19 protein-coding genes and 1 tRNA gene are annotated in these 26,309 nt (G+C 44.4%); 5 read left to right on the top strand and 15 right to left on the bottom strand.

The features are described from left to right. Nucleotides 1-52: 52 nt before the first annotated feature. Nucleotides 53-1,633: a 30S ribosomal protein S12 methylthiotransferase RimO gene (gene rimO, locus QL919_RS02420; RefSeq protein WP_290188010.1), complete on the bottom strand. Its 1,581-nt coding sequence runs from the start codon at nucleotides 1,631-1,633 to the stop codon at nucleotides 53-55. A 134-nt stretch (nucleotides 1,634-1,767) separates the two neighbouring features. On the opposite strand from rimO, the gene QL919_RS02415 reads away from it, so the two are divergent. From QL919_RS02415 to QL919_RS02405, 3 genes are all read left to right on the top strand, one after another. Next, entirely contained in the window at nucleotides 1,768-3,138 is a 1,371-nt protein-coding gene (locus QL919_RS02415; protein WP_290188009.1) for an ATP-binding protein, read from the top strand. A 41-nt stretch (nucleotides 3,139-3,179) separates the two neighbouring features. Then, a complete protein-coding gene (locus tag QL919_RS02410; protein WP_290188008.1) occupies nucleotides 3,180-4,970 on the top strand; it encodes a sigma 54-interacting transcriptional regulator in 1,791 nt (596 codons plus the stop codon). Nucleotides 4,971-5,190: 220 nt separating this feature from the next. Next, a tRNA-Leu gene (locus tag QL919_RS02405) sits at nucleotides 5,191-5,275 on the top strand. 82 nt (nucleotides 5,276-5,357) lie between these two features. Here the strand turns inward: QL919_RS02405 and QL919_RS02400 are convergent. Continuing rightward, nucleotides 5,358-6,404, bottom strand: coding sequence for a serine/threonine-protein kinase (locus QL919_RS02400; RefSeq protein WP_290188007.1), 1,047 nt, complete (start codon nucleotides 6,402-6,404; stop codon nucleotides 5,358-5,360). Nucleotides 6,405-6,473: 69 nt separating this feature from the next. Between QL919_RS02400 and QL919_RS02395 the strand changes: the two genes are divergently transcribed. Beyond that, complete coding sequence (locus tag QL919_RS02395) at nucleotides 6,474-7,439, top strand: ATP-binding protein (RefSeq protein WP_290188006.1); 966 nt, start codon at nucleotides 6,474-6,476, stop codon at nucleotides 7,437-7,439. 61 nt (nucleotides 7,440-7,500) lie between these two features. Here the strand turns inward: QL919_RS02395 and QL919_RS02390 are convergent, their stop codons facing one another. The 8 genes from QL919_RS02390 to QL919_RS02355 all read right to left on the bottom strand — a co-directional run bounded on the left by QL919_RS02390 (nucleotide 7,501) and on the right by QL919_RS02355 (nucleotide 17,580). Next, nucleotides 7,501-8,619 carry a ribonuclease Z gene (locus QL919_RS02390; protein WP_290188005.1) on the bottom strand — a complete coding sequence of 373 codons (1,119 nt, stop codon included), beginning with the start codon at nucleotides 8,617-8,619 and terminating at the stop codon, nucleotides 7,501-7,503. 31 nt (nucleotides 8,620-8,650) lie between these two features. Next, nucleotides 8,651-8,908 (bottom strand): hypothetical protein, encoded by a 258-nt coding sequence (locus tag QL919_RS02385; RefSeq protein ID WP_290188004.1) that lies wholly within the window; start codon nucleotides 8,906-8,908, stop codon nucleotides 8,651-8,653. Nucleotides 8,909-9,013: 105 nt separating this feature from the next. After that, nucleotides 9,014-9,682 carry a glutathione S-transferase gene (locus QL919_RS02380; protein ID WP_290188003.1) on the bottom strand — a complete coding sequence of 223 codons (669 nt, stop codon included), beginning with the start codon at nucleotides 9,680-9,682 and terminating at the stop codon, nucleotides 9,014-9,016. A 210-nt stretch (nucleotides 9,683-9,892) separates the two neighbouring features. Next, complete coding sequence (gene rarD / locus QL919_RS02375; protein ID WP_290188002.1) at nucleotides 9,893-10,963, bottom strand: EamA family transporter RarD; 1,071 nt, start codon at nucleotides 10,961-10,963, stop codon at nucleotides 9,893-9,895. 302 nt (nucleotides 10,964-11,265) lie between these two features. Beyond that, on the bottom strand, nucleotides 11,266-12,336 hold the full coding sequence (rarD, locus tag QL919_RS02370) for an EamA family transporter RarD (protein ID WP_290188001.1): 1,071 nt from the start codon (nucleotides 12,334-12,336) through the stop codon (nucleotides 11,266-11,268). 111 nt (nucleotides 12,337-12,447) lie between these two features. Further along, nucleotides 12,448-15,291: a DNA gyrase subunit A gene (gyrA, locus tag QL919_RS02365; protein ID WP_290188000.1), complete on the bottom strand. Its 2,844-nt coding sequence runs from the start codon at nucleotides 15,289-15,291 to the stop codon at nucleotides 12,448-12,450. A 306-nt stretch (nucleotides 15,292-15,597) separates the two neighbouring features. Beyond that, a complete protein-coding gene (locus tag QL919_RS02360) occupies nucleotides 15,598-15,777 on the bottom strand; it encodes a hypothetical protein (protein WP_290187999.1) in 180 nt (59 codons plus the stop codon). 111 nt (nucleotides 15,778-15,888) lie between these two features. Beyond that, nucleotides 15,889-17,580 (bottom strand): hypothetical protein, encoded by a 1,692-nt coding sequence (locus QL919_RS02355; RefSeq protein WP_290187998.1) that lies wholly within the window; start codon nucleotides 17,578-17,580, stop codon nucleotides 15,889-15,891. A gap of 387 nt (nucleotides 17,581-17,967) precedes the next feature. On the opposite strand from QL919_RS02355, the gene QL919_RS02350 reads away from it, so the two are divergent. Continuing rightward, nucleotides 17,968-18,861: a methyltransferase domain-containing protein gene (locus QL919_RS02350; protein ID WP_290187997.1), complete on the top strand. Its 894-nt coding sequence runs from the start codon at nucleotides 17,968-17,970 to the stop codon at nucleotides 18,859-18,861. Nucleotides 18,862-18,937: 76 nt separating this feature from the next. Here the strand turns inward: QL919_RS02350 and QL919_RS02345 are convergent, their stop codons facing one another. The 5 genes from QL919_RS02345 to QL919_RS02325 all read right to left on the bottom strand — a co-directional run bounded on the left by QL919_RS02345 (nucleotide 18,938) and on the right by QL919_RS02325 (nucleotide 26,255). After that, nucleotides 18,938-20,353, bottom strand: a complete 1,416-nt coding sequence (locus tag QL919_RS02345; RefSeq protein ID WP_290187996.1) for an ABC transporter ATP-binding protein — start codon at nucleotides 20,351-20,353, stop codon at nucleotides 18,938-18,940. A 144-nt stretch (nucleotides 20,354-20,497) separates the two neighbouring features. Then, nucleotides 20,498-22,177 (bottom strand): iron ABC transporter permease, encoded by a 1,680-nt coding sequence (locus tag QL919_RS02340; protein ID WP_290187995.1) that lies wholly within the window; start codon nucleotides 22,175-22,177, stop codon nucleotides 20,498-20,500. A 117-nt stretch (nucleotides 22,178-22,294) separates the two neighbouring features. Then, nucleotides 22,295-23,419, bottom strand: a complete 1,125-nt coding sequence (locus tag QL919_RS02335) for an extracellular solute-binding protein (RefSeq protein WP_290187994.1) — start codon at nucleotides 23,417-23,419, stop codon at nucleotides 22,295-22,297. A gap of 367 nt (nucleotides 23,420-23,786) precedes the next feature. Continuing rightward, entirely contained in the window at nucleotides 23,787-24,506 is a 720-nt protein-coding gene (locus QL919_RS02330; protein WP_290187993.1) for a 16S rRNA (uracil(1498)-N(3))-methyltransferase, read from the bottom strand. 132 nt (nucleotides 24,507-24,638) lie between these two features. Further along, entirely contained in the window at nucleotides 24,639-26,255 is a 1,617-nt protein-coding gene (locus QL919_RS02325) for a 3-deoxy-D-manno-octulosonic acid transferase (RefSeq protein ID WP_290187992.1), read from the bottom strand. Nucleotides 26,256-26,309 lie beyond the last annotated feature (54 nt).

The raw sequence follows: 26,309 nt of genomic DNA, 5'->3' as shown, positions 1-26,309 counted from the left end.
GCAAAAACTGCCCGCTATTGGGCAATTTTCACTCGGTTATCGGTGTGGTTTTCTAGCCTTTATAACTGGCAAACAAATCATACTCGCTAGCGTCATCGATTGTGACAGTTAGGAACTGTCCGACTTTGACTTGCGCCGTGATGTCATCAACGTAGACATGACCGTCAATCTCTGGTGCATCAGCGTAGCTGCGGCAAATCGCAATGCCCTCTTCACTATCAATCTCATCGACCAATACCATCAGAGTTTTACCAACTTTCTCTTGTAGTTTCTGTGCTGAGATATCCTGTTGTAGCGTCATCAAACGCTCATAGCGCTCTTGCTTAACATCTTCAGGCACATGATTTGGCAAGTCATTGGCAACCGCACCTTCGACTTCTGAATACGTAAAAGCACCAACGCGATCGAGGCGCGCCTCGACCAACCAATCAAGCAGGCATTGGAAATCTTCTTCCGTCTCACCTGGGAAGCCAACCACAAAGGTTGAACGAATAACGATATCAGGGCAAATCTCACGCCACGCTTTGATACGTGCCAAGGTGTTTTCACTATGCGCTGGGCGCTTCATCGCTTTTAGGATGCGATGGCTGGCATGCTGGAATGGAATATCAAGATAAGGCAGTAGTTTTTTCTCACCCATGAGCTCAACGACTTTATCCACATGCGGATATGGATAAACATAATGCAGGCGCACCCAAATACCCAAATCGTTTAACGCTTGGCATAAGTCATAAAACTTTGACTTAAGCGGCATACCATTCCAAAAACTGGTTCTATATTTTAAGTCCAGTCCATAAGCGGAAGTATCTTGCGAGATAATAAGCAACTCTTTCACGCCAGCGTTTTTTAGCGCCAAGGCTTCATTCATCACGCTATCAATCGGACGCGAGACCAAATCGCCACGTAAGCTTGGAATGATGCAGAAAGTACAACGATGGTTACAGCCTTCCGATATTTTTAGATACGCATAATGGCTTGGGGTCAATTTGATACCCGCCTCATTAATCAAATCTATCTTTGGATCATAGTTTGCATCCTGACTGCGATTTGGCTTTGGCACATGCTGCGATACGGCAGTAATCACTTCATCATAAGCATGCGCGCCGGTCACTGCGAGTACGGCTGGGTGCATTTCACGTATTTTTTCCGCCTCTTTACCCAAGCAGCCTGTGACAATCACTTTACCGTTTTTGCTAATCGCTTCACCAATGGCGTCAAGCGACTCTTGCACGGCCGACTCAATAAAGCCGCAAGTATTGACCACGACCAAGTCTGCACCTTCATAATCACTGGCGACTTGATAACCATCACGGCTGAGCTCTGTGATAATACGCTCACTATCGACCAAGGCTTTTGGACAACCTAATGACACAAAGCCAATCTTTGGCGCGGCGTTCACCGGCGCATTGGCTGACACCACATGGCTACTTTGCTCAATACTACGGTTTTGATTATGGTTGGCTTTATGGTGATAAGTCTGGTTAGTGTTTGCTTGACTGACATCGGCCTGACTGTCTTCCGCTATATTTGGCTTAGCAGGATTAAAAATAGTGGCAGTGTCTTTTGGGGCAATAGAAGCTGGCTGTGAAATGGTAACAGTCGTATTAACCGACTCGGTAGAAGTTTTGGGCATGGCTGACCTTGCTAGAGAAAAATGGCTGTGCGCATTGTACGTTTTTTTTGCAAAAATCGCCAGTTTTGCCGCTCTATAGTGTTGATTTATGGTTAAATATTATATCGAGCATCTCTTTACTCTAGGCAGCACTCATGACAGCTGATTTAATCACCGCTAAACCAACGCCAGATTTGGTATTTATATCACAGCATTTGTTTACAGCTATATTGTGGGTTGATGATAATCTATCAATTACTTGGCTAAATGCCCAAGCTGAGCAACTACTGGCTATCAGCAGCGGGCGCCTGCTTAATCAATCAATACTGACGTTACTTGCACCCGATGAGTTGATGGTACAAGACCCTCTTATTATTAATAAAAATCGAGAAGATAGGGCGTTTTCTTTGACTGAGCGATTTTCTCAAGCAAAGCACTATCAACAACCTTTTATTGATCACGACCATCTGATAAACACCCCATTAAATGGCGGACTCATACTCTCTGTGGATTATAGTGTGACACCTGTCACCTACAAGCAGCTGCCTTATTTTATTATTGAGATGTGGGGCAAAGATCGTCAGAGCCGTATTTCAGAAGAACAGCGCCAGCAGCAACAATATAGTGTGGCTCGTCATATGCTGCGTTCGGTCGCCCATGAAATAAAAAATCCATTGGCAGGTATTCGCGGTGCCGCGCAATTATTGCAGCGGCAATTTATCAAATTTAGCGAGATGTCTTCTTTTGAAAGGGAAGCTACCGCTATTACCCTAAATAAAACTACCGATTTAAATCATGACAATACCCAGCAAAAAAATGCGGTGAAACTCCGCAATTATACCGATATCATTATCTCAGAGACCGATCGTCTGACCCAGTTGATTGGACAACTCCTTGGCACAAGTCAGCTACCAAACTGGCAAATGCTCAATATTCATGAGCCGCTAGAGCATGTTTTGGCTTTAACAGTTAATCAATATCCAGAAGTGGCGCTACAGCGTGATTATGATTTGTCGTTGCCTGAATTATGCGCGGATAAAGATCAATTAATCCAAGTGTTCTTAAACCTCATTAATAATGCTTGCGAATCGATGACTGAGTTTAAGCAAACGCTGCAGAAAAACGTGCCAGCCGCATCCAATAACTTGGTGTCAGATATTACGCAGTGTCAGCTTGACGGTGCTAGCAGCTATCAGCCAAAACTTCATATCCAAACGCGGGTTGCCTTTCAACATACCATTGGTAGCCAGCAGCATAAACAAGTCTTACAAATCACCATTACTGATAATGGCTCAGGGATAGATGATGCACTGATTGGTCAGATATTTTTCCCGATGGTGACCAGTCGCGCCGCCGGTACTGGGCTTGGCTTATCCATCGTGCAAGATATCATCAGCCGCCATCATGGTATGATTGATGTCAGCTCTACCCAATTACAGAACCCTAGCGGCGGTTTTAAAAACAATAACAGCCAAACCCGTTTTACCCTTTACCTACCTTTTCAGCAGCCAATCGCTGAAAGTTAATGCTGCCACCCCATCCTCTCACTGCTTATTAGGCATAACACATGACTCAGTATAATGACACTCAACATCTTACGAGCAATGAGCAAGTTCCAATGGTCACCGTCAATAACGCGCCTGATGCCACTCCTGCGACATTATGGCTTATCGATGATGATGCAGCGCTGCGCTTGGTATTGGCAGATACTTTTGAGGATGCCGGTCTCAACGTTATCAGCTTTACCCAAGCGCAAGCTGCATGGACACGCCTTAATGATGTCTTGCAACAGCACGAAGCAGCCGACCCACTACCAGATGTGATATTGACCGATATTCGTATGCCTATGATGGATGGTCTGTCCTTTAGTGACTGGGTACATCAGCACTTCCCTAAGCTACCGATTGTCATTATGACAGCGCATTCCGACCTTACGTCTGCGATCAGTAGCTATCAAACAGGCGCATTTGAATATCTGCCCAAGCCCTTTGATTTAGATGATGCGGTCGCCACGATTTATAAAGCTATTAATTACCAACCGAATTTAGTCGTATTAAATCATTCAATCGAGTCTAATACAAATGTAAGTACCGATACCAAAGAACAGCCTGCGAGCAAACCAAATGTAGTTAAATCAGCTAGAAAACCCCCTAAAGCTGCTGAAAATAAAGCTCAGGAAAAACCCAAACCTCAAACTAATAACAACCCCAGCGGCATTATTGGTCAATCACAAGCGATGCAAACGGTATTTCGCGCTATTGGGCGCTTAGCGCACTCACCTATTACCGTTTTGATTACAGGAGAATCAGGTACGGGTAAAGAGTTGGTCGCTAGCGCTCTACATGAGCACTCTCCGCGAGCGCAGCAACCTTTTATTGCTCTTAATATGGCGGCGATTCCGCATGATTTGATTGAATCTGAATTATTCGGTCACGAAAAAGGCGCGTTTACTGGCGCAACAACGACGCGCCAAGGTCGTTTTGAGCAAGCTGATGGTGGAACGCTATTCTTAGATGAAATTGGTGACATGCCGTATAGCACCCAGACGCGCCTACTACGCGTACTGGCCAATGGTGAGTTTTTTCGCGTGGGCGGACAGCAACCAGTCAAAGTAGACGTACGTATCATTGCCGCCACTCATCAAAACTTAGAAGCGCTCGTCAAGCAAGGTAAATTCCGTGAGGATTTATTTTATCGCCTCAATGTGATTCGCCTGCCATTACCGCCATTACGGACGCGACCTGAAGACATTCCAGCATTAGCCACCTACTTTATGCAGCGCGCCGCTGAACAGATGAATAGCACTGAAAAGCAGCTTCACCCCACAGCGCTACAAGTGATGCAATCTTTTGAGTGGCGTGGTAATGTCCGCCAACTTGAGAATGTCTGCTTATGGTTGACGGTGATGGCAACGGGCGATACGGTCATGGTCGAGGATTTACCACCAGAGCTGATTGAAAAGATGCCCTCGCTTCAAGAACCTCATCCACTACAAAACCTGTCTGTAAAAGAAGCTACTCAAAATCAGCAGCACAGTGATGGCGTGTATAGTCCCAATCAAAACAAGCAAAACCATCAAGACAATAAAAACGTTCAAAACAATCAAGTCAGCCGAACTAATGAAAACCAGTGTTGGCAGCAGGCACTTGCCATATGGGCTGAGCAGTCTCTGCAAACTGGCGAAACTGATATCTTGCAAACCGCAACGCCAGAGTTTGAACGTGTATTGCTAAAGGCTGCTCTCAACCATAGCGGTGGTAAAAAGATAGCAGCCGCTAACTTACTCGGTTGGGGACGCAATACTTTGACGCGCAAATTACAGCAATTAGAAATTACCGCATCAGAGCAAAATAATTGAAATTAAAACCAGAAATTATTATAAAAAATTCCTATAAATATCAGTATTTTATGAAATACATCGAAAATAATTGCTAAATAATTAAAAATAATCGCAAATAGGGGTTGCCAAACGATTCAAACTCTATATAATAGCCAACCACTGAGACGCACTACCGAATCAGTTAACTATCTCGATGGCATTTGAATTTAACTGCCTTTGATGATAGAGTAACGAAAATGGGGCTGTGGCGGAATTGGTAGACGCACCAGATTTAGGTTCTGGCGCCGCAAGGTGTGAGAGTTCGAGTCTCTCCAGCCCCACCATTTTCGGATAGTACATCTTAGACCAAATATTAAAGCCTGCTTTTTAGCAGGTTTTTTTGTGTCTAGAGTTTAGCATTCATGATTATAATCTTTCCAAATCCACCACAATATCTTCCATACTTTGATACCTTCTCTCTACCCGCTTCGCCAACGCTTTATCAATGATACCTTGATAACCACTATACTCTAACGGCAATGTTGGAACTGGCTGTTGGCAATGTTGAATTGCCCACTCTCTTAACGGCTCACCACTCTGATTATCAATATTAAAAGGCCGCTCGCCCGTTAATGTTTCATACATCATTATCCCAAACGCGTAAATATCACTTTGTAGCGTTGCGCCCTGTCCTTGCCAGCGTTCAGGGGCAAGATAGGCTGGCGTACCAGCACTGTCTCCCGTACTATCCTTATCACTGTTTTGAGCAATATCGTCATTAATTGCTTCTGCCAAAGCAAAGTCAGTTAATAATAAATCAGGTACGATACTGCTATTATCCGCATGATTTGGCATGAAACCATCTAGCAAAATATTACTAGGCTTAATATCATTATGTAGCCAGCCAATGTTATGTAGCTTGGCGACGAGAAGAGCAGACTGCACAATAAAATGATGCTTTTGTACGTCTGTTAATCGCGAGTGATTTTGAGAATTAAGCTGAGATGCCAAGCTGCCATTTGGATAATAAGGCGTGACAAGGATAGTCAGCTGCGAAGACGGTTTTAGTATTTGAATCGTGACGTTATCGTAGGCTAGTATTGGTGGAGCGATAGCAGGCAGGCTGTTTTCACTGATTGATATATTTATAGATTTTAAAACGTCAGCCTCATAAGCTAAATCAGCCGATTTTTTATTGCTGTCAGCACTTAACTGCCATTTAATCATCACCTGCCCAAATTGTGCATGCTGACTGCGCGTTAACCCTTGGTAATTGGCCTCACCACTATCACTTTGCTGGCTGAGTCGTTGATGCGCTATCTGGCTATAATGTAAGCTTGAGAATAAATTGGTCAGCACTGGCAGAATTTTCTGTGCTTGCGTTTGTAGTGCTTGTTTCGAAGACCTTCTTTCTATACTTGCGTGCTTTGCACACGCTTTTTCTGTAGATGGATTACTGGCACTATTTTTCATGGTAAAGTGAAACCTTTATGCGTCTAGTATGCCAAACGACATTTTAATTTATATAAGCGACCAATTATTATGCCCCAATCCACTAACACCCATATGAATTATGCCCTACCCGACCATTTACTGGATTTGCTTGGGCAGTATCTGCAAGAGCAGGTCACGCCAACCATCGAGATTGATCCTGAACAGCTGGCCTATCGGTGGGTTGGCGGTCATCAGGGTCATCTAGAGCCGCTGGCTGTTAACTTGTTTTTAAGTTTAGATGACTTGCATGGTATCGATACGCAAAAGGCAAAACTGGTACAGAACACACGGCAGTTTCTAAAGGGCTATCCTGCCAATCACGTTTTGATGACAGGCACACGCGGCGCTGGCAAGTCATCGCTGATTCGGGCATTGCTACAAGCTTATCATAGCGAAGGACTGCGTATTATTGAAATTGCCCGTGATGACCTGCGGGTGCTTGATAAGATACGCACCGCCATTAATGCGCTGCCAGCGGATTGTGGCTGCCACTATGTGGTGTACTGTGATGATTTGGCGTTTAACGGTCAAGATGAGAGTTATCGGACATTGAAGAGTGTGTTGGACGGCTCGCTGGATTCAGAGCAAGACAAGCTATTGGTCTATGCAACCAGTAACCGCCGTCATCTATTGCCACAGCTGATGAAAGACAATGTCAATATCTATAACGGTCAGACTGACGAGGTCAACCCTTATGAAACCATAGACGAGACGGTATCGCTGTCTGATCGCTTTGGGCTTTGGTTGTCCTTTCATCCCATGGATCAAAACACTTACTTACACATCGTGCGCCATTATTTATCGCTTTCGCCAAATCGCAATCTACATAATGCGAATGACGTTAAAGAAAGTAATCATAATGAAGAAGAAAATAAGACGCTACCTGATAATATCAGAGCGGCAGCATTACGCTGGGCATCAGAGCGCGGTGGACGTTCAGGACGAGTGGCGTATCAGTTTAGCCGCTACTGGATAGGACAGACACAATTGGCAGCTGAGGACAATCAGTCATGAACTACCCACTACCTTAGAGATAGGGGGTTTCTGCGGGGATTTGTTAAACACCAGCTACAAGTCATTTTTTATGAGCGCGTGCAGAACCTAAGTACTGCACGCAGCTACCCCCTTCTTCATCTACCAAATTCGCTGCGCCATTCACCATATATTGGTCAAAATCTACTGCCAACCATAGACTGCCTGCATAAGCACTTTGGGCATCCAGGCGAATATGCGCCATGTTCGGCGTACTACTCTGTGGGTTATCAAAGCTTTGATAGCGAGCGCTAAAATGGGTCAAAATTAGATTCTTAACCTCATTGTTTTGAGCGAACCTACCTACCAGCTGTGCGCTACTATGCATGGGATCAAAGTCTGGGTTTTTTGCCTGAATCTTATTTAACACCTCATGGGTATAAGTGGCTTCATGCACCAGTAAATCTGCATCAACTACCGCAGCGCTTAGGCGCTCTGGCGTATCATTATCGCCTGCAATCACTACCCGAGTACGTTGGCTGTCATTATCGACATAATCTGCTGAATAAAGATTGCGTCCGTCTTCGGTCACAACATCTTCGCCCTGTTGCAGTCTGCCCCACAGCGCGCTTGCGGGAATACCTGCCGCTGTTAATTTTTCTGTGTTGAGCGTGCGACGGCTGATGGTTTCAGTCATCGCAAATCCATAAGAGGCGACACGATGTGATAAAGGGTGAATATCTATAACCAGCTGATGTTGGTGGTCTAAATTGATAGTTACATCACCTTTGTGCTCATCATTTGGCTCAGACAATACATCTTCTATCGCCATAAAATTAATGGCAAACGGAAAGTACAGCTCAGTCGTTACCGTAATGGCTTCAAGCAGCGTCGCTATCGCTTTTGGCGCAATAAGCGTCAGCGCTGCAGTACGTCCTGACATGGCCGCACTCGCCAGCAATCCTGGCAAACCATAGCAATGGTCGCCATGCACATGAGTAATACAAATGGCTTGCAGCTGATGTAGAGATAGCTTGGTATGTAACAGTTGCTGCTGTGTGCCCTCACCGCAATCAACTAAAACCCAAGGACGCGACTTTTTGTTTTGCTGTCGACTTGCCCCCGAGCTATAAGGATTTAGGCACTCAATCGCTAGTGCTGTGACGTTACGCTGCTTGGTTGGTACCCCTGCGGAAGTACCCAAAAAGGTGAGCTTTAACATAGACGCCCTCTTTTAACTAAATCCTTATCTACTATAATGACTGGCATAGCATGGTTCTTTGACCTTCAATCATTTTACCGCCATTAGCCGTACATTCATTGACCATATTGGACTCATAAGATTTCCAGCCGCCATAAAAGCTAGCAACACACAAAATCACTACCAGCAATTTTTGTGACCATGCTTTGATAGATACTTGCTGGCTATTCACCTCTGCCGCCTCTATATGCTGTTTGGCTGCAATCTCACTGTCAATCGGTGTACTGTTGGGTTTATTCAAGTCTGTCATTTCTTATCCTAAAAAAGGTTTTGTCTATAAATAAACAAAACCTTTTATGTTAATTTTAAATCAATGATTAGGGCGTATCCTAATCGTTGATAACATTCGTCTCGTTTAGAATTTTAAACGACCGCCTTTCTCTTCTGCCCGCTTAAAGGCATCACGCTCTTCACAGCGTTTCAGCCAAATTAAAATATTGGCATATTTAGTCTTGTCTAAACCTGGACCCGCATTGGCACCAACGACCGCAAGATGCATCTGAATATCTGCGGCACTAAACTCGCTACCAGCAAACCAATGATTGTCTTGCAGATGTTGTTCCATCATACACAGCATTTTTTCTAAGCTGCTACTAATCATGCTCTTTTCAACCTGACTTTGGATTTTTTTACTCACAGGCTTAATCAGCATTGGTGATTGGTCAACAACTTTGCTAAATACCAAGCGCATCACTAGCGGCGGCATTAATGACGCTTCAGCAAAGTGTAACCAAAAGGTATAAGCTTCCCATGCCGCTTCGTTGTCATCAGCAGGTTTGAGCTGCTTTTCTGTATCGTAATGCTTGATTAAATACTCGATGATAAACCCTGACTCAATCAGCACGCGATCGTTGACCTCTAGCATTGGTGCATGACCGATTGGATGCACTTTTTTTAAGCTATCAGGCGCACGATACGCTTTATTACGCTCGTAGCAAGTCAATTCATAATCAGTGTTTAGTTCTTCTAACAGCCAAATAATACGAAACGAGCGTGAGTTTGCTAAATGATGAAGATGTAACATAAACCGTCCTAGTTATCATGTGTATAAGCGATAGTATTTATATAGTGTACACTGCATAACGTGCTATGCACCCAATTAAGCGTGGCAGTACTGCGTTTGATAATAACGTAATTAACCTGCCATTGACACAGAAACCGTGTAGGGTACTGGTGAAAAACGTCTATAAAACAATCGCTATCAAGTTTAATAAAAATGACTTGCTAACCCGTTTTATTTAGAATGCAACTCTTCAATTTTTCGTGTCATCTTGTCTATTTTTTGCTGATATTTTCTAATTTTACGAAAGCGATGTGCTGCCAATACACCTTTGATACGGCGATTTTTTAGACGACGACGCGGCGGAAAACTCCCCACCTGTGGCTCGTTGTAACCATGCAGACGGTCATCACGCTTACGTGCATAGTACCCATGTGCACTATCAGCAATCATGATCAGCAGCGCGATAAAAATCATGGCGTACATAAATACCGAACCACCCTCATCGACACTTTGATGCAAAATAGTGACAGAGAATATAAATAAGAATATCGGCTCAAGATAGCATAAAGTGCCAAACAATGAGACAGGCAGCTTTTGACTGGCGACCATGGTTAGTGACATGGCAGCCGTACTGATAATGCCTAGTAGCGGCAGCAGATACCAAAACTTCTCAGTAGATATTGCCAGCTCAAATCCACCGCTCATATATAACACTATCAATACCACAGGTGTCAACAAAACCAAATCTGAGATAAGACCGGTAATGGGCGGCACTGCCAACTTGCGACGCAACAAATAATAAGGCGGATAACCCAAACACACAAACAAAGTCGCCCAAGAAACAGTGCCATATTGCCAAACATCATACGCAATACCTAAGGCGGCGCAGATGGTCGCAACCCACTGTAGCAGGGTCATATCCTCATTATAAAAAAACCGACCAACCATAATCATAATCATCGGGTATAAAAAGTAACCCAAAGTCACCTCTAGACCCAAGTTATTGACTGGTGCCCACATAAATATCCAAATTTGGGCACCCAATATCGGTGTTGGTAAAATAAACAAGAACCACTCTTTGGGCGTCTTCAGGGTTTTTAGATAATCAAAAATATGTTGCCACTGCTTTAGTACGCTAACCAGCAGCACCAAACTGAGTAGCATCATCAGCACTCGCCAAGAAGCGACTTGTGTGCCTGATAGTGGCTGCATCAGCAAGCCAAATAAGAATAGCAATGAATATGCAAAGTTTGCTGCCACTGCAGAGACAGTACCCTGCGTTGTTTGATTGGTGGTGAGCATAACAACAGCCTTTTAAAATTGGCGCACATCCTTGGCAATTTTAGAAAAAAACAAAAGCCTCAGACGCGGACGTCGGAGGCTTATCATCGATGAGGTTCTTTGTATATCACTCAATCGTCTAATACTGATATAAACGCTGTCATCATATCGCGCTTATCTTATATGATATAGGTAATAGGCTGCATTATGTCAAAGTCAGAATAGATAATCAATACATCTACTTAAGTCATTTATTCATTGACACATTCAATATATTTAATCGATATCAATAGCACTTTTTACAAAGACTTGCACATCATTGTTTACTTTGAATCAAGCTGCTCTATTTTACGCTGGATTTTATCCACTTTTCGCTGATAACGACGAAGCTTGCGGAACCGATGCGCGGTTAAGACGCCATCAATACGACGGTTTATCAAACGATGGCGCGGTGGGAAGCCGCCCACTTGCGGCTCTCGGTAACCATGCAAATGATTGTCACGGCGACGATTGAGATAGCCCATCGCACTATCGATAATCATCACCAATAATGCCAGCGTAATCATGCCATACATGAACAGAGAACCGCCTTCCTCCAGGCTTTGACTGAGGACAGTAATTGATAATACAAACAGCAACATTGGCTCAATATAACTTAGCGCCCCAAACAACGACACTGGCAGTTTGCTACTGGCAATCATCGTCAATGACATCGCAAGCGCGCTAAAAGCACCCAGTAACGGCAATAAATACCAAAACTTTACATCCTGCGCTGCCATGCTAAAGCCGCCACTGACAGACAGCATGATGAGCACCACTGGCGTCAACAATGTTAAATCAGACAACAACCCCGTAATAGGTGGCACAGCGAGTGTACGTCGCAGTAGATAATACGGTGGATAACCCAAACAGACAAACAACGTCACCCAAGATATCGAGCCGTATTGAAAGATATCATAACCAATACCCAGCGCAGCAAGTAGCGCTGCCATCCACTGAAATGCGCTCATATGCTCATGATAAAAAAAGCGACCGAGCACTATCATCACCAGTGGCAATAAAAAATAGCCCAAAGTGACATCAAGACCAAAACCATTGACCGGACCCCACATAAATAGCCAAATCTGCCCACCCAATATCGGCGTCGGTAGTATAAATATCAGCCACTCTTTTGGCGTTTTTAAGGTTTTTAGATAATCAAAGACATGTTGCCATTGCTTGGTAAAGCTGACCAGTAACACCAGACTTAATAGCATCATGAGTACACGCCATGACGCTACTTGCGTACCCGTTAAAGGCAGCATAAAAAGACCAAACAAAAACATCATCGAGAATAAAAAGCTCGATGATATTGATGCAAGAGTTCCTTGAAAGGTTTGGTTGGTCGTGAGCATAAAAACAGCCTTAAAAAAACAACACTCAGAAAAAAAGCCTCCAACGATAACGTCAGAGGCTTTTTAGAACAATCATATAAGACTACACTAAATAGCTAACTACTGAGACATTTATTCGTCGTCTGTACTTTCATTATCTAAGGTATGGTCATTGGCAATATCGATAACGTCATTGACATCAGTCGTCGCTGTGTTTCCAGTCGCCGCATCAATATCTATCTGCTCTTGACCCTCTACATCAAACGTACCGTCTTCTCTCATAGCATCGACTAGCTCATCGTCGTTTTCTTCATGCTCAACACGCGCCATAGCAACCAACTTTTCATCTTTTGATAGACGAATCAGCGTGACACCCTGCGTATTACGACCTGAACTGGCCACATGCTCAACTGGCGTACGAACTAACGTGCCTTTGTCTGAGATTAAGATAATGTCATCTTCTGGATCAACCTTAGTCGCTCGTACGAGCGCACCATTACGAGCGCTTGTCTTAATGGCAATCACACCGCCACCGCCACGATTTTGGGTATTGAACTCATCGATAAAGGTACGTTTACCAAAGCCATTCTCACAAGCAATTAGGATTTCGCGTACATCATCTTCGATAACGACCAATGACTTGATGAATTCCTCAGTAGCCAGACGCATACCACGAACACCTTTGGCAGTACGACCCATCACGCGAGCATCATTTTCATCGAAACGAATGGCCTTACCACTTGACGCAAACAACATCACTTCTTGACTACCGTTAGTGATACGTGTGCTGACCAGCTTATCACCCTCTTCTAATCCAATGGCAATCAAGCCATTCGAGCGAATGTTGGCAAATTGCTTAAGCTCTACCCGCTTCACGGTACCATTGGCCGTTGCAAAGAATACAAAAGGTGGCTCTGCTTGAGTGCTACCTTCTAAATTATCATCTTCTAATAAGCTGTCATCGCCATCTACTAAGGCATCTGTCAATGACATCTCACCTTTGCCCGATAACTCTTCTACTATCTTAGGAATTGGCAATATGGTCGTGACGGTTTCATCAGGATTTAAGCCGATTAAATTCACCAATGGACGACCACGCGCACCGCGACTGGCAATCGGTACTTCAAAACCACGTAAGCTAAAGACACGCCCACTATCAGTGAAACACAGTACCGTCGCATGCGTTGATGTTACGAGTAGATGATCAATCACATCATCTTCTTTCATGGCAGTTGCAGATTTACCTTTACCGCCACGTTTTTGCGCGACATAGTCGTCAATCGGCTGAGTTTTGGCGTAGCCAGTACGCGATACTGTCATGACGACTGTCTGCTCAGGGATAAGGTCTTCACGGTTAAAATCAGTACGCGAATCAATAATATCAGTACGGCGCTCATCACCAAAGTTATCACGAATCTCAATCATCTCGTTAGAGATAATAGTCATTAGCTTATCAAAGTCGCCAAGAATAGACTCTAAATGAGCAATCTCACGTAATAAATCCTGATACTCTTCGGTCAATTTGTCTTGCTCAAGGCCTGTCAAGCGATGCAGCTGCATCTCCAAAATGGCATTGACCTGATCGAGTGATAAGCGATAACGCTGCTCACCCTCAACAGTATCGTCAATCAAACCAAACGGTGCTTTTGGGTCTTCACCTTCAATAAAGTCAGGACGTACAGACTGGCTGCCAGCAGCTTTTAGCATCGCAACGACGCTACCTGAACCCCACGTGTTATTCAATAGGCTTTCACGCGCCTCACCACGACTAGCAGAGGCTTTAATAGTCGCAATAATCTCGTCAATATTGGCTAATGCGACCGTTAAGCCTTCTAGCAAATGACCACGAACGCGGGCTTTATTCAGCTCATAAATGGTACGGCGAGTCACCACCTCTTGACGGTGACGGATAAAAGCTGCAATCAGCTGACGTAAGGTCAGTAGTTTTGGCTGACCGTTATCAAGCGCCACCATGTTGATACTGAAGCTCGATTCTAGCGGTGTTTGTAAGAACAAATTATTAACGATAACTTCTGCTGTTTCACCGCGACGCAAGTCAATGGCGATACGCATACCGTCTTTGTCAGACTCATCTCGTATTTCGCTGATGCCTTCGATTTTCTTATCTCGCACCAGTTCTGCGATACGCTCAATAAGCTTGGCTTTATTAGCCTGATAAGGCACTTCAGTAAAGACAATACGCTCACGATCACGGTTGACACCTGTATCACTCATCGCCTCAATATGATAACGACCGCGTACATGCAGACGGCCCTTACCAGTGCGATAGGCATCTAAAATACCAGCACGGCCGTAGATAATACCGCCCGTTGGGAAGTCAGGACCCGAGATATGTGACATCAATTCTTCAGCGGAGACTTGCGGGTTGGCAGCATACGCCAAGCAAGCATTGATGACTTCTGTCAGGTTATGCGGCGCCATATTGGTCGCCATACCGACCGCGATACCAGTGGCACCATTGACCAGTAGGTTAGGAATACGTGCTGGCATCACGCTTGGCATGCGCTCAGAACCATCGTAGTTGTCTTCCCAATCGACCGTATCTTTGTCCAAATCAGCAAGCATCTGATGGGTTAGTTTGGTCATACGGACTTCGGTATAACGCATGGCTGCCGGAGGATCATCATCAATCGAGCCAAAGTTACCTTGACCATCAACCATTGGATAACGCAAGCTAAAATCCTGCGCCATCCGCACAATCGCGTCATATACCGCACTATCACCATGTGGATGATATTTACCGATGACATCACCAACCACACGTGCTGATTTTTTATACGGTTTATTGTAATCATTAGACAGCACATGCATGGCATACATCACACGGCGGTGTACAGGCTTGAACCCATCACGCACATCTGGCAGCGCACGCGAGACAATCACGCTCATCGCATAATCCAAATACGACTGCTTTAGTTCATCTACGATGCCAATAGGACTGACCGATTCGCTCATATACACTCCTTCACTCACATTCTTTTTCTAATGCTGACACGATTGCTTGAATTACTCATGAATTATACAGAAATACAGCTGCAGAAATGTGCAGCTACCATCAAAATATAGACCATAAAAAAGCACTGCTAAGCGTGCAAAACAATAGGAAAATGGTGATACGATTTTTGTTAAAAGTAATGTTCGATTAAAGAAGCTATTTTAGCACAAATTTGCTGATTTAGGGGCATCTGAGTGGCATTAAAATCAAGCAAAACAGCGGATTAGCCACAATTTTTTGACCAATTGACCCCATCCAAGAACATATCACTGGCAGGTTTTTTTTGATTGACTGATTTTGCCATTTTTACAGACAAACTTACCGTCTTTTGAGCAATGTGACACGCCGCCCATTTTACCTGAGCATGGGGTATTTTTAGCCTGTGCTTGACTGATGGGAGCTATCATAAAGACAGATGCAATCAGTGATAACATTATCGATTTCATATCTTCCCTATTACGCAGTATTAAATAACACTCACGAAAAAACTGCGCCCAATATATTGGACACAGTTTTTTTGATAGTAAAATGAATTGTAGAATTAAGTTTGAGCGCTCTTAAGCACGTTTAAATTCCTGATTGAAAAACTCTCGCGTGGCTTGTGTACAAGCTGGACTCACTAAGCCTCCATGATAATTGGTGTAGAACGCTAGCAATTCTGCGATAGCACCTTGTGGTGCAGCGTCAGCTTTGACCTTGGTAACACTATCACTAAAGTTGGTTTGCACGCTAACTCTTACGGATTCTGCATCCCATTTATTCATGGCAGCTTGTCCAATCATTGTGAAAGTCTGTTTGCCAGGACGCTGGGCTTCATTATCTTTATCAACATCCAATACTGTGATATTGAGCGGTTTTGCAGGATTATTAGCTGCGGCGGCCTGTAGTAGTTTTACCATCGAGCCAGTATTGGTATCAAAGTAAACGGTCGGATCCTGATTGCCACCGCAGATAAGTGTTGGCATTCTTGGCACATAGCCACGTAAGTCATTGTCTTTTAGCGCCTTACGAAGATTATTTTCAGGAGTCGCTGCTGTCAGTCCGTTGCCATTTTCTGCCCATAACCCATCAGGATTCTTGATAGTATCTGCCACATAGGCTGCACGAAAGCCTGTCTTAATCAAATAGTCATTTTCGTCATAGCCGCCCAATACAGAAAACACCTTACCTTGTTTTAAACCTGCCAGCACTGGGTCGCTTGGGTTCTTTTGAAATAACGCATTATTAGGCAGTTTTCCCGTATCGACTAGCTCACCAAATGGTAATTCATTTGGCAGTTGCGCATTGGCATATTTATCCAAAAATATGTCTGATTTTTTATCATAAATATTGCCATATTTTTCTTGTAAACCAATGCCAAGCAATGGCGCAAATCTAGACGCACCAATGTTAACATTCCCTGTAAATATCTCATCACCAAAAGCTGCCAGTGCATAAGGACCTGATGATGGTGCTATCGCCGTCACTGTTTTGTCTTGTGATTCTAACAATCTAGCGGTTGCCATCGTGACATAGCCGCCTTGTGAGTAGCCGGCGATAAACAGCTGGCCTGAATCATCAATGTTGACATAATTGTCATCATTAGCACGTTTTTGTCGTTCGATGATTGAGCGCGCACTCTCTAAAGCATCGACCATATCGGTTGATTGTTGTTGGGCAACGAGATAAGGATGGTAACCAAGCTCTGAGCTATCATAGCCGGCATAATTGGGCGCGACAACGATATAGCCTTGCGCGGCGAAATTGGCGGCGATTAAGTTGGCTTCGCCTGCCGCAGGGTTTTCGTTATTACCGACTTGCGCAAAGTCATAAGACTTGTCGGTCGTCGTGCCGTGAGCATATAATAGCACCGGACGATCACCTTGGCATTCAACAGCATCACCCGTCGGCAGCATCAATGCAGCCGTGGCATTGGTATCTTCGTCTGCAGCACCCTTGGTATCATAGCTGACCTTTTCTATGGTAACGCCGCATTTGGCTGTGGGCGTTGCACTATTGCTAATAGTCAGACTGGTATCGACTTGGCTGGCGTCAAAGGTCTCAACAAACTCAGAGGTCGCTGGGGCAGTCACTGTGTCAACCACATCAAAGTCATTGTCGTCACCACAACCGACCAATAGTAAACTACTAGCGATGGCAACCGATAATAGACAGCGTGACATCATAGGCTTGTGAGTAGTGGCAATGGTTGAGTGTTGGTTACTGGCAGTTGACACTGCGCTATTACGGTCAGATTGGGAAGTGGCCATCGTTGCTATCCTTAGCAGTTAAATCAGAAGATTATCGAGAGTCGTTGATCATGATAAATAATATTTGTTAAAAGGCGGTTGGTCAGCTCGTACTCTCTACCCTATATTTATACCGCAAACATGGCTCAAAAGCTATCACAAAACATGCTACTGACCAAAGGGGTAATGGTTTAGGGTAGCTAGTATTACCAATCAGACTTCTTCGGGTAAAAGTCTTTAATCGACTATTTATGCAACCGCTGGTGCAAACACTGATGAATCATTGCTGATACCAATTAGGCATTACTTCTACAAACAGCAATTTAACAAATCCCCGCAGAAACCCCCTACCTCTAAGGTAGGAGGTAGTTCATTACTCTTACTTATACAAAGTGTGGCTCTTTATCTATGCAAACGACTCAACCCTCTAAGCAAACAGACATCAATAACGGCAAAGACATCAGTAAAAATAGTACCACCCAAACACCGTTATCAACAGCGCTCGAAGACACGCGGACTGATCGCAGTTTTGATGCCATCGCTGATCATTTTGAAAAAAAGGTTTATGGCGGTCTAAAAGGTGATATCCGCTTGGCTGTACTACGCCGTGATATTTTTGAGTATAGTGCCCAGATGAGCAACCGTCTTGGACGACCTTTACGTATTTTAGATGTGGGTGCAGGACTGGCACAGATTGCGATTGAGCTTGCCGCTCAGGGGCACACATTGGTCGTTAATGATATCTCAGCCAATATGCTGGAGAAAGCGAGAACAAGTGCAGAGCAGAATAATAAGCCTCTTAATATCACTTGGCATGTCTGCCCCTATCAGGAGCTTGACGCTAAACTGGCTAAAGAGGATATGCAAAAGTTTGATTTGATACTGTGTCATGCCCTACTAGAATGGTTGGCAGAGCCTGCAGCGGTGATGGACTTTTTTGACCAGCATTTAATAGAGAGTGGCATGCTGTCGCTGTGCTTTTATAACCCAGCAAGCTTTGATTATCGCAACCTCATTATGGGTAACTTTAACCTACTCGATAACAGCGAATATAAAGCCGATAACAAAAAAAGCCTCACACCAAATCACCCAGTCGCTAAAGAAGAGCTTGAGTCTTGGTTAGAGTCACATCACTATCGCACAGTACGCACCAGCGGTTTACGTGTGTTTCATGATTATGCACCGCTAAAACGTGGTGGACACAATGACCCAGAGGCGGTCATTAGAATGGAGCTACGCTATTCGCAACTAGAGCCGTATAAATGGCTTGGGCGTTATCTGCATGTGATGGCAACTCGTTAATTTTAACCATCATACTGATACTCTCACAATCTCATGCTGTCAGAACATTATGCTGTAGTGAGGCCGTGTTGAATCGCTATTCGTCCTCATCGACCATAGAGGCTCTGTCGTATTCCGACCAAGTGGTGGCATTGATGTCTTTTTCATCAAACACTACCACATGCTCAAGTATGGGCAAAATACCAATACGAGTACCGATTTCATGATTGTGATGACTGGGAACGAGAGACAGAACGGTCTGACCATCCTCAAGCTGTAAGCGATACAAATAATTGGCACCGCGAAAAACACGTCCAACAACCAATGCTGTCTGGGTACTCTCATCGTCATGAATGATGTCATCTGGGCGTACCAATACTTTAATCGGTGTACCGTTTGGATAATCATACTCACAGTATTGCGGCTGCCCTGACTCATCACAAACCTCCATACGCCGATAGATGTCCCCGAGTGCCGTTTCGACATGTCCCTCTTGAATAATCCCATCTATCATCGCACCCTCACCGACGAACTCGGCAACGAATGGGCTGACAGGCTCATGATAGAGATCGCTCGGTGTCGCCCATTGCACCAACTCGCCCTTATACATCACACCAACTTTATCAGCGATGGCAAAGGCTTCGTTCTGATCGTGAGTGACCAATATCGCCGTGGTGTTGGTACGTTTTAGAATATCACGCACACTCATGGCAAGCGATTCACGCAATACCACGTCAAGGTTAGAAAATGGCTCATCAAGCAGTAATAACTTCGGCTTCGGCGCTAAGGCACGGGCTAAAGCCACCCGCTGCTGTTGTCCACCCGATAGCTCATTTGGACGTTTATCAGCATGCTCAGTTAATTCAACGAGGCTTAACATCTCGTTAACACGGGCTTTTTTATCAGCAGCAGACCATTTATTCAGTCCAAAAGCGATATTTTTTGCGACGCTTAAATGACCAAATAATGCATAATCTTGGAAAACCATACCCATACCACGCTTGGCAGGAACGACTGCAAATGAATGGCGACCTGTCTTGTCAGTGAGACGCTTATTGTTTAGGTGAATGGTACCGCCGCGGCTTTCCTCTAAACCTGCAATTGCTCGTAGTGCTGTGGTTTTCCCGCAACCACTATAGCCCAAAAAGCAGCCAACCTCACCTTGCTGTAGCGTCAGTGATAGCCCGCTTACGATGATGGTATCATCATAGCCTACGATTAAATCTTGCACACTAAAATAAGGAGTGGTGGCGATATCTGTCTCAGTATATTGGTTTGATAGAGGGTTTTGTTTTACAGCATCTTTTTTTAGCGCATCTTGCTCTATAGGGTTACTGATTTGGAGTTGTTGAGCTTGAGATTGTGCTATTGGTCGCTTCTTTCTATGCTCAAATCTAGATTTGGTCTTTACACACACAGACTTTATAGCCTTGGCCCTTATGGACTTATTCTGTATAGAATGACCACCAATGGCTTTAGATTCTAATGAGTCGTTAATGGAGTCAGTGTACATAGAGGGTACCCGTTGGCTATTAATAAATAAAACTCATAAATCAAAGAATGAAACAGTAAACAATAAAACAAGCTATAAAATTATTCAAACACATCGGTTGAGGCTAAGAATATCTCAGTAAGAATATCTTTAACTTTGTATATCCTAACTTTGTTTATCGCTTTGACGCAATAATATCCAAACAGGCAATAGACCGACTAATACAATCAATAAACTTGGCAGTGCAGCTCGTCCCCACATGCCTTCGCTGGTCATCTCAAACACCCTTACCGCTAATGTGTCCCAGCCCTGTCGCCGCGTCATCAAGGTAATCGGCATCTCTTTCATCACTTCAACGAAACCCATCAATAACGCTGTTAGCACACCAGGGCTAAGTATAGGCAACATCACATGCCGCCAACGCTGATATGGACTGTCGCTGAGCAACTTGGCGGCGGCTTCTTGATTGACGGTTAGCCGCTGCAACTGGCGATCAATTGGCTGAAAACTCACGGTCATAAAGCGCGTCGATAAAGCCAAGAGCATCACAATCACGCTGCCTGATAGTACTTGTTGCGAGGTAATCCCAAAAGCGATCATCTGATTGTCTAGCCAAGCGATTGGGATAAATATCCCAACTGCCAGTACCGTTCCTGGCACTACATAGCCCAAGTTGGCCAATGTGGTCATGAGCTTGGTCAATTTATCCGGATACTGGCGCTTAATCCACGTAATGATAATCGCCAAGAAGGCAATAAATATGGTGGTCATGCTAGCAATCATGAGACTATTGATGACAAAATCAATATAACGGGCATCAAAATCTTGGCGGAAATTCAACGCAGTCCAATAGATAAGCTGCAAAAACGGTATTAAAAAAGCAATCGAAAATACAAAGGTACACAATAAGGTCATGCCAAATTTAGCAGGCTTGCTGGCGTCAAAACGCTGATTGCTCCCTTGTGTCACAGAGTTACCGCGCTTTGCTTGCCAGTATTGCTCAAACAGTACCACGATAAAGACCACACCAATTAATAAAGCTGCCAATTGTGCCGCGGTGGTCAAACTAAAAAAGCCAAACCATGCTTTATAAATGGCGGTGGTAAAAGTATCGACATTGAAGACAGAAACCGCACCAAAATCTGCTAAGGTTTCCATACTGGCTAGTAGCAATCCACCAATAACCCATGGCAGCGCTTGCGGTAATGCCAACCGAAAAAACACTCGACTGCGGCTCAAACCCAGCATCTGCCCCGCTTCAATAGCACGTCTACCTTGCGATAAGAATGCTTGGCGCGCCAGCAAATAGACATAGGGATAAAAGGCTAATGATAACACCAAACCTGCACCCCAGACATTACGTACCGATGGAATCGCCGTGGTAATGCCTAAATCGCGCAGACCTGTTTGGAGTGGTCCGCTAAAATCAACGATTCCAATGGTGACAAACGCCAATACATAGGCAGGTATCGCAAGTGGCAACATCAGCGCCCACGAAAAAAAGCGCTGTCCAGGGAAACGGTACATGCTGGTAACCCACGCAAGCGCGGTACCGATAGTACCTGAGATAACCGTCACCATGAGCAATAAAATAGCGGTATTCTTTAGAACTTGCGGCAGCACATAATCAGTCATGTGCGTCCAGATATCAGCCACTGGCTGTGTCCACGATAACAGTACGATTAAAATCGGCACAAGCATAAACAACGAAATCAGTCCTAAGACTGATTTCGAGAGAATACGTTTACGGACGGCGTGGTCTTGACTGACCTTTTGATTGTCATCAATCATATTATCATCAGCGGTATCGCTTTGGCTGACAGACGCATCTGGCGTTGTGATCATATTGTCATTACCGTGTCATATGCATAGAAGCTTATGTGCATAGAGACTTATGTCATACAAACCTTAAAAAAACAGCGCCAACCTTAACCATTCTTAAGATTGGCGTGATTCAAAACCCTACTTGTAACCTGCTTTGTCCATCATTTGGATGGCTTGCGTTTGTAACTCACCAAATTTTTGCACGTTGATGTCGTCTTTCTTAAACTGTCCCCATGCTCTGAGCATTTCTGACTCATCCACGCCTTCTTTGACAGGGAATTCTTTGTCTGAGCTGGCATAGAGACCTTGCGCTTCATCAGAAGACAACCATTCCATCAGTTTCAATGTACCATCTGGGTTGTCTGAACCGGCTACCACGCCCGCACCTGAGATGTTTACATGCGTACCAGTTGAGCCTTGGTTTGCCCAGAATATCTTCACAGGGAAGTTTGGTTTTTCATCAAGCAGACGACCATAGTAATAACTATTAGCAATACCCACTTCACACTGACCAGCAGCAATAGCCTCTAGCATACTGGTGTCGTCGCTGAATACGTCAGTCGCTAGGTTATCTACCCATCCACGGATGACTTCTTCGGTTTTTTCTTCGCCCAAGTGTTCCATCATGCTAGCAACGAGTGATTGGTTGTATACCTTTTTAGAAGTACGTAAGCATAGCTTGCCTTTCCACTTTGGATCGGCCAAATCAGCATAGGTCGATAGATCATCGGCACTGACTTTGCTTGGGTCATAAAAGATAGTACGGGCGCGCAGTGATAGACCTGTCCACTGACCCTTTGGGTCACGATACTTAGCAGGAACGTTCGCTTCTAATACACTTGACGCCACTGGCTGCAACAAACCTTGTTGAGCCGCTTGCCATAAATTACCAGCATCTACCGTTAACAGCATATCGGCTGGCGTGTTTTGACCTTCAGCTTGCAGACGCGCCATGAGCGGACCTGTTTTGTCTGTTACCAGCTCAATTTTTACGCCTGTCTCTTCGGTATAACGATCCAATAGTGGCTTAATCAGCTGCTCATTACGAGAAGAATAAATAGTAATCGTCTGACCATCTGCATTGGTAGCACCATCATTTGCAGCTTGTTGCTCTGTAGCCGCAGCTGACGTTTCTGCTTCTACGTTTTCTTCTGTCGTAGATGAATTACTACAACCTGCCAACCCTAACATTGTGCCAAATACGACAACAGGTAAAGTAAGCTTGGTAGAAGTAAAGTTAGCGCTAATGGCGGTCAATGACATGGTTTTCCCCATAATGGTGCTATAAAAAAGATAAGATAAATAAACAAGATAAGCGTGTGATAAGACAGCCCTAAAAGTCGATAAAATGAGAGCCGATAAGGCCATAATATCTGAAAACATCATACTAATGGAAATGAGATTAATTATCAATACATTTATTTAACTCAGCCATACACTCATTTCTTGGCTTGGTAAATGCTTGCTAAACACAGATTTTTTCGCTAAATACAGACCATTTCTATAAAGTGTTTGGCGGTTGATTAACGTGTTTATCAGCTCGTTTAACTTCATTTTTCTGAATTAGCTTATTTGAATTGGGTCAGTCTATCTACGCTTGAGAAACATAATACTTTTGAATCACATACCTCTAAAACAGCCACTGACCTAAGATGGCATTGACCGCCGCTTCCGTACGTAGAATCCGTGGACCTATATTCACCGCTTCACACCCTTGTGCGGCGAGCAGCTCAATCTCATAATCTATCCAACCACCTTCGCTACCAATACAGACCAACCCTGGCAGTCCTAAGCGCTGCTGCTGTACATATTGTGCAAATGACTTTTCACTATAAGGATGTGCGACGATGGCGCGATTGGTCATTAAACCTGCCAGCTCATCTTCAACGAAGGGTTTAAAGCGTTTTTGCAACGTAATACGAGGCGCTATCGTGTCAACACCTTGTTGCAGCCCTTCTAACACAAACTCATCTAAGCGATTGAGCATTGGGCTTTGCCAGTAGCTTTTTTGTGTACGGTAACTATTGATAAGAATAATATCGAGGACGCCAAGCGCGGCCATATCCATAATCAAGCGGCGAAGTACTTTGGGACGCGGCAGTGCCAATATGACGGTTAAATCGAGTTTAGGGGGTGGTGTCATTGTGAGCTGCACATCACGCAAGTGAATATTATCTGAGCTGACCTTCTCTATAATAGCAGTGCCTAACTTTCCCTCTATTTGACCAATTTTGAGCGTATCTCCAACCGTTGCCCCTAACACTTTATTTACATGATTTATTTGCGCCAAAGAATCAATACGCGCGACATCTGATGAGATATTTTCGATGGGTAATAATATACAGTTCATAGTCGCTCTTGATGTGAGTGTTGCTTAATTGAGTATTCGTTCGTACAGTCGATTCAATTCAACAGTGACAAGGCCACGGAATAAAAATGTCATTGTTATCATTGTTGTCACTCTTTTCACACTGGCATTCTTTTATAGTGAGTTGACAATAACGTCTTCAATCATAGTCAGTTGACGCGTGAGTACCGCTTGTTGTTGTACCGTCATCTGCTCGCCTGCTTGCCCTGCTATCTTTGCCAATTCAAGATGATGTAACCAAGACGCTAACTGCTGATAAATCAACGCTATGTCATCGCTATCACTGTTATTAGCATTGGTATTAGCACGGCTCTTATCATTGCCACTGTTATCATCAAGTGCTAAAGCAGGCTGTGTCTTCTTAATACTTAACTGCTCATTAACATCTGCCGCAACATCGGTTGCAGCACTGCTATTAATAGGAGTATAAAACGTATTATTTGGCTGATATAAAGCACCAACCTCGGACAACTTATCAACCACTGTTTGACAAGATTGAGTATAGCGGCCCATAAGCACAGGCGTAGCCACGCTCGCCGGCTCAACAGGGTTATGTCCACCAACATCGACCAACGAGCCACCTACCAGTGCCACATCTGCCAACTTATACCACGTCATCAGCTCACCCATACTGTCAGCCAGATAGACTTGCGTGTTGGCAGTCATAACGTCGTTTGCACTGCGCCTCGCTAGGCTGAACTCCGACTCTTGAATCAACGCAGCTACCTCATCAAATCGTTCAGGGTGTCTAGGCACAATGATAAGCAATACATCAGAGAATGCGGCGTCTGCTAGCAATTGTTTATGTAAGGACAGTGCTGCAGCTTCTTCGCCACTATGCGTGCTGGCCGCGACCCAAATAGGACGGTTTGCTGACTCAATTTGCTTTATCCATTCAAGCGCTTCTATACCCTTATCTTCACTTGCTTTATGATGTGTTGTACTGTCTGTTTTATCGTCTCGTTTGGGCGTATTAATCACCCACTTAAGTGACCCTGCCACACGTATTTGCGCACTATTTGCACCTAGCTGCCGAAAGCGTTTAGCAGACGCATTGTCTTGCGCGATAATCAACGTCAGGTTTTGTACCATGCTGGCACTGACCGCCGCAATTTTTTGATAACTTTTAAAAGAAGACGCCGATAACCGACCATTGACCAAGATACTGGGAATACGGTGTTCAGATAATTTGGTGAGGATGTTTGCCCACAGCTCGGTTTCTACAAACAGTGCAGCAATAGGCTGCACATGTGCTAAGAAATTTTCAATGACGCGAGGACTGTCTACAGGCACATAACTGTGGCTCATGCGACCTTGCGCTATCTCATCAGCAAAGCGATTGGCACCACGGGTAAAGCCGGTCTGCGTGGTATTGGTTAACCATATCTGATAACCCTCAGCCAACAGGGCATCAAGCAATGGCGCCACTGTATTGGTCTCACCCAATGAGACAGCATGACACCAAACGACCCCTTTGCTTGGTGTCGCATTATCTGCGTTGGTTTCTTTAACCATTGGTCGCGGAGGATACTGTTTACCAAAGCGCTGCGCCACTTCTTGCTGATAGTTGTCACGTTTATGAGAACGGCGCCACACTTGCAGTCGATATAATGGCTTGAGTATGTTGATGGCAAATTGATAGTAAAATGGTGGCTGATAAACAGCATGGCTAGGCAATGCTGCTGGGTCGGTCACTTTTGAATGCTCAGGTGGTATTTCAGAAGATGGCATAGAAAAGCCCAGATTAGTAATGAATCAGATTATATGGTCAATCCACGATAAAAG

Source organism: Psychrobacter sp. APC 3426 (genome assembly GCF_030408035.1).
Classification (GTDB): domain Bacteria; phylum Pseudomonadota; class Gammaproteobacteria; order Pseudomonadales; family Moraxellaceae; genus Psychrobacter.
The sequence above is the reverse complement of the archived record's forward strand: the minus strand, read 5'-3'. Positions and strand labels throughout refer to the sequence as shown.

What these genes read in the sequence shown, in the direction of transcription:
- QL919_RS02400 (WP_290188007.1), bottom strand. Translation starts at nt 6,404, where the DNA reads ATGAAAAATAGTGCCAGTAATCCATCTACAGAAAAAGCGTGTGCAAAG.
- QL919_RS02360 (WP_290187999.1), bottom strand. Translation starts at nt 15,777, where the DNA reads ATGAAATCGATAATGTTATCACTGATTGCATCTGTCTTTATGATAGCT.
- rarD (WP_290188002.1), bottom strand. Translation starts at nt 10,963, where the DNA reads ATGCTCACCACCAATCAAACAACGCAGGGTACTGTCTCTGCAGTGGCA.
- QL919_RS02395 (WP_290188006.1), top strand. Translation starts at nt 6,474, where the DNA reads ATGCCCCAATCCACTAACACCCATATGAATTATGCCCTACCCGACCAT.
- QL919_RS02335 (WP_290187994.1), bottom strand. Translation starts at nt 23,419, where the DNA reads ATGTCATTGACCGCCATTAGCGCTAACTTTACTTCTACCAAGCTTACT.
- QL919_RS02390 (WP_290188005.1), bottom strand. Translation starts at nt 8,619, where the DNA reads ATGTTAAAGCTCACCTTTTTGGGTACTTCCGCAGGGGTACCAACCAAG.
- QL919_RS02330 (WP_290187993.1), bottom strand. Translation starts at nt 24,506, where the DNA reads ATGAACTGTATATTATTACCCATCGAAAATATCTCATCAGATGTCGCG.
- QL919_RS02355 (WP_290187998.1), bottom strand. Translation starts at nt 17,580, where the DNA reads ATGGCCACTTCCCAATCTGACCGTAATAGCGCAGTGTCAACTGCCAGT.
- QL919_RS02415 (WP_290188009.1), top strand. Translation starts at nt 1,768, where the DNA reads ATGACAGCTGATTTAATCACCGCTAAACCAACGCCAGATTTGGTATTT.
- rarD (WP_290188001.1), bottom strand. Translation starts at nt 12,336, where the DNA reads ATGCTCACGACCAACCAAACCTTTCAAGGAACTCTTGCATCAATATCA.
- QL919_RS02380 (WP_290188003.1), bottom strand. Translation starts at nt 9,682, where the DNA reads ATGTTACATCTTCATCATTTAGCAAACTCACGCTCGTTTCGTATTATT.
- QL919_RS02385 (WP_290188004.1), bottom strand. Translation starts at nt 8,908, where the DNA reads ATGACAGACTTGAATAAACCCAACAGTACACCGATTGACAGTGAGATT.
- QL919_RS02410 (WP_290188008.1), top strand. Translation starts at nt 3,180, where the DNA reads ATGACTCAGTATAATGACACTCAACATCTTACGAGCAATGAGCAAGTT.
- rimO (WP_290188010.1), bottom strand. Translation starts at nt 1,633, where the DNA reads ATGCCCAAAACTTCTACCGAGTCGGTTAATACGACTGTTACCATTTCA.
- QL919_RS02345 (WP_290187996.1), bottom strand. Translation starts at nt 20,353, where the DNA reads ATGTACACTGACTCCATTAACGACTCATTAGAATCTAAAGCCATTGGT.
- QL919_RS02325 (WP_290187992.1), bottom strand. Translation starts at nt 26,255, where the DNA reads ATGCCATCTTCTGAAATACCACCTGAGCATTCAAAAGTGACCGACCCA.
- QL919_RS02340 (WP_290187995.1), bottom strand. Translation starts at nt 22,177, where the DNA reads ATGATCACAACGCCAGATGCGTCTGTCAGCCAAAGCGATACCGCTGAT.
- gyrA (WP_290188000.1), bottom strand. Translation starts at nt 15,291, where the DNA reads ATGAGCGAATCGGTCAGTCCTATTGGCATCGTAGATGAACTAAAGCAG.
- QL919_RS02350 (WP_290187997.1), top strand. Translation starts at nt 17,968, where the DNA reads ATGCAAACGACTCAACCCTCTAAGCAAACAGACATCAATAACGGCAAA.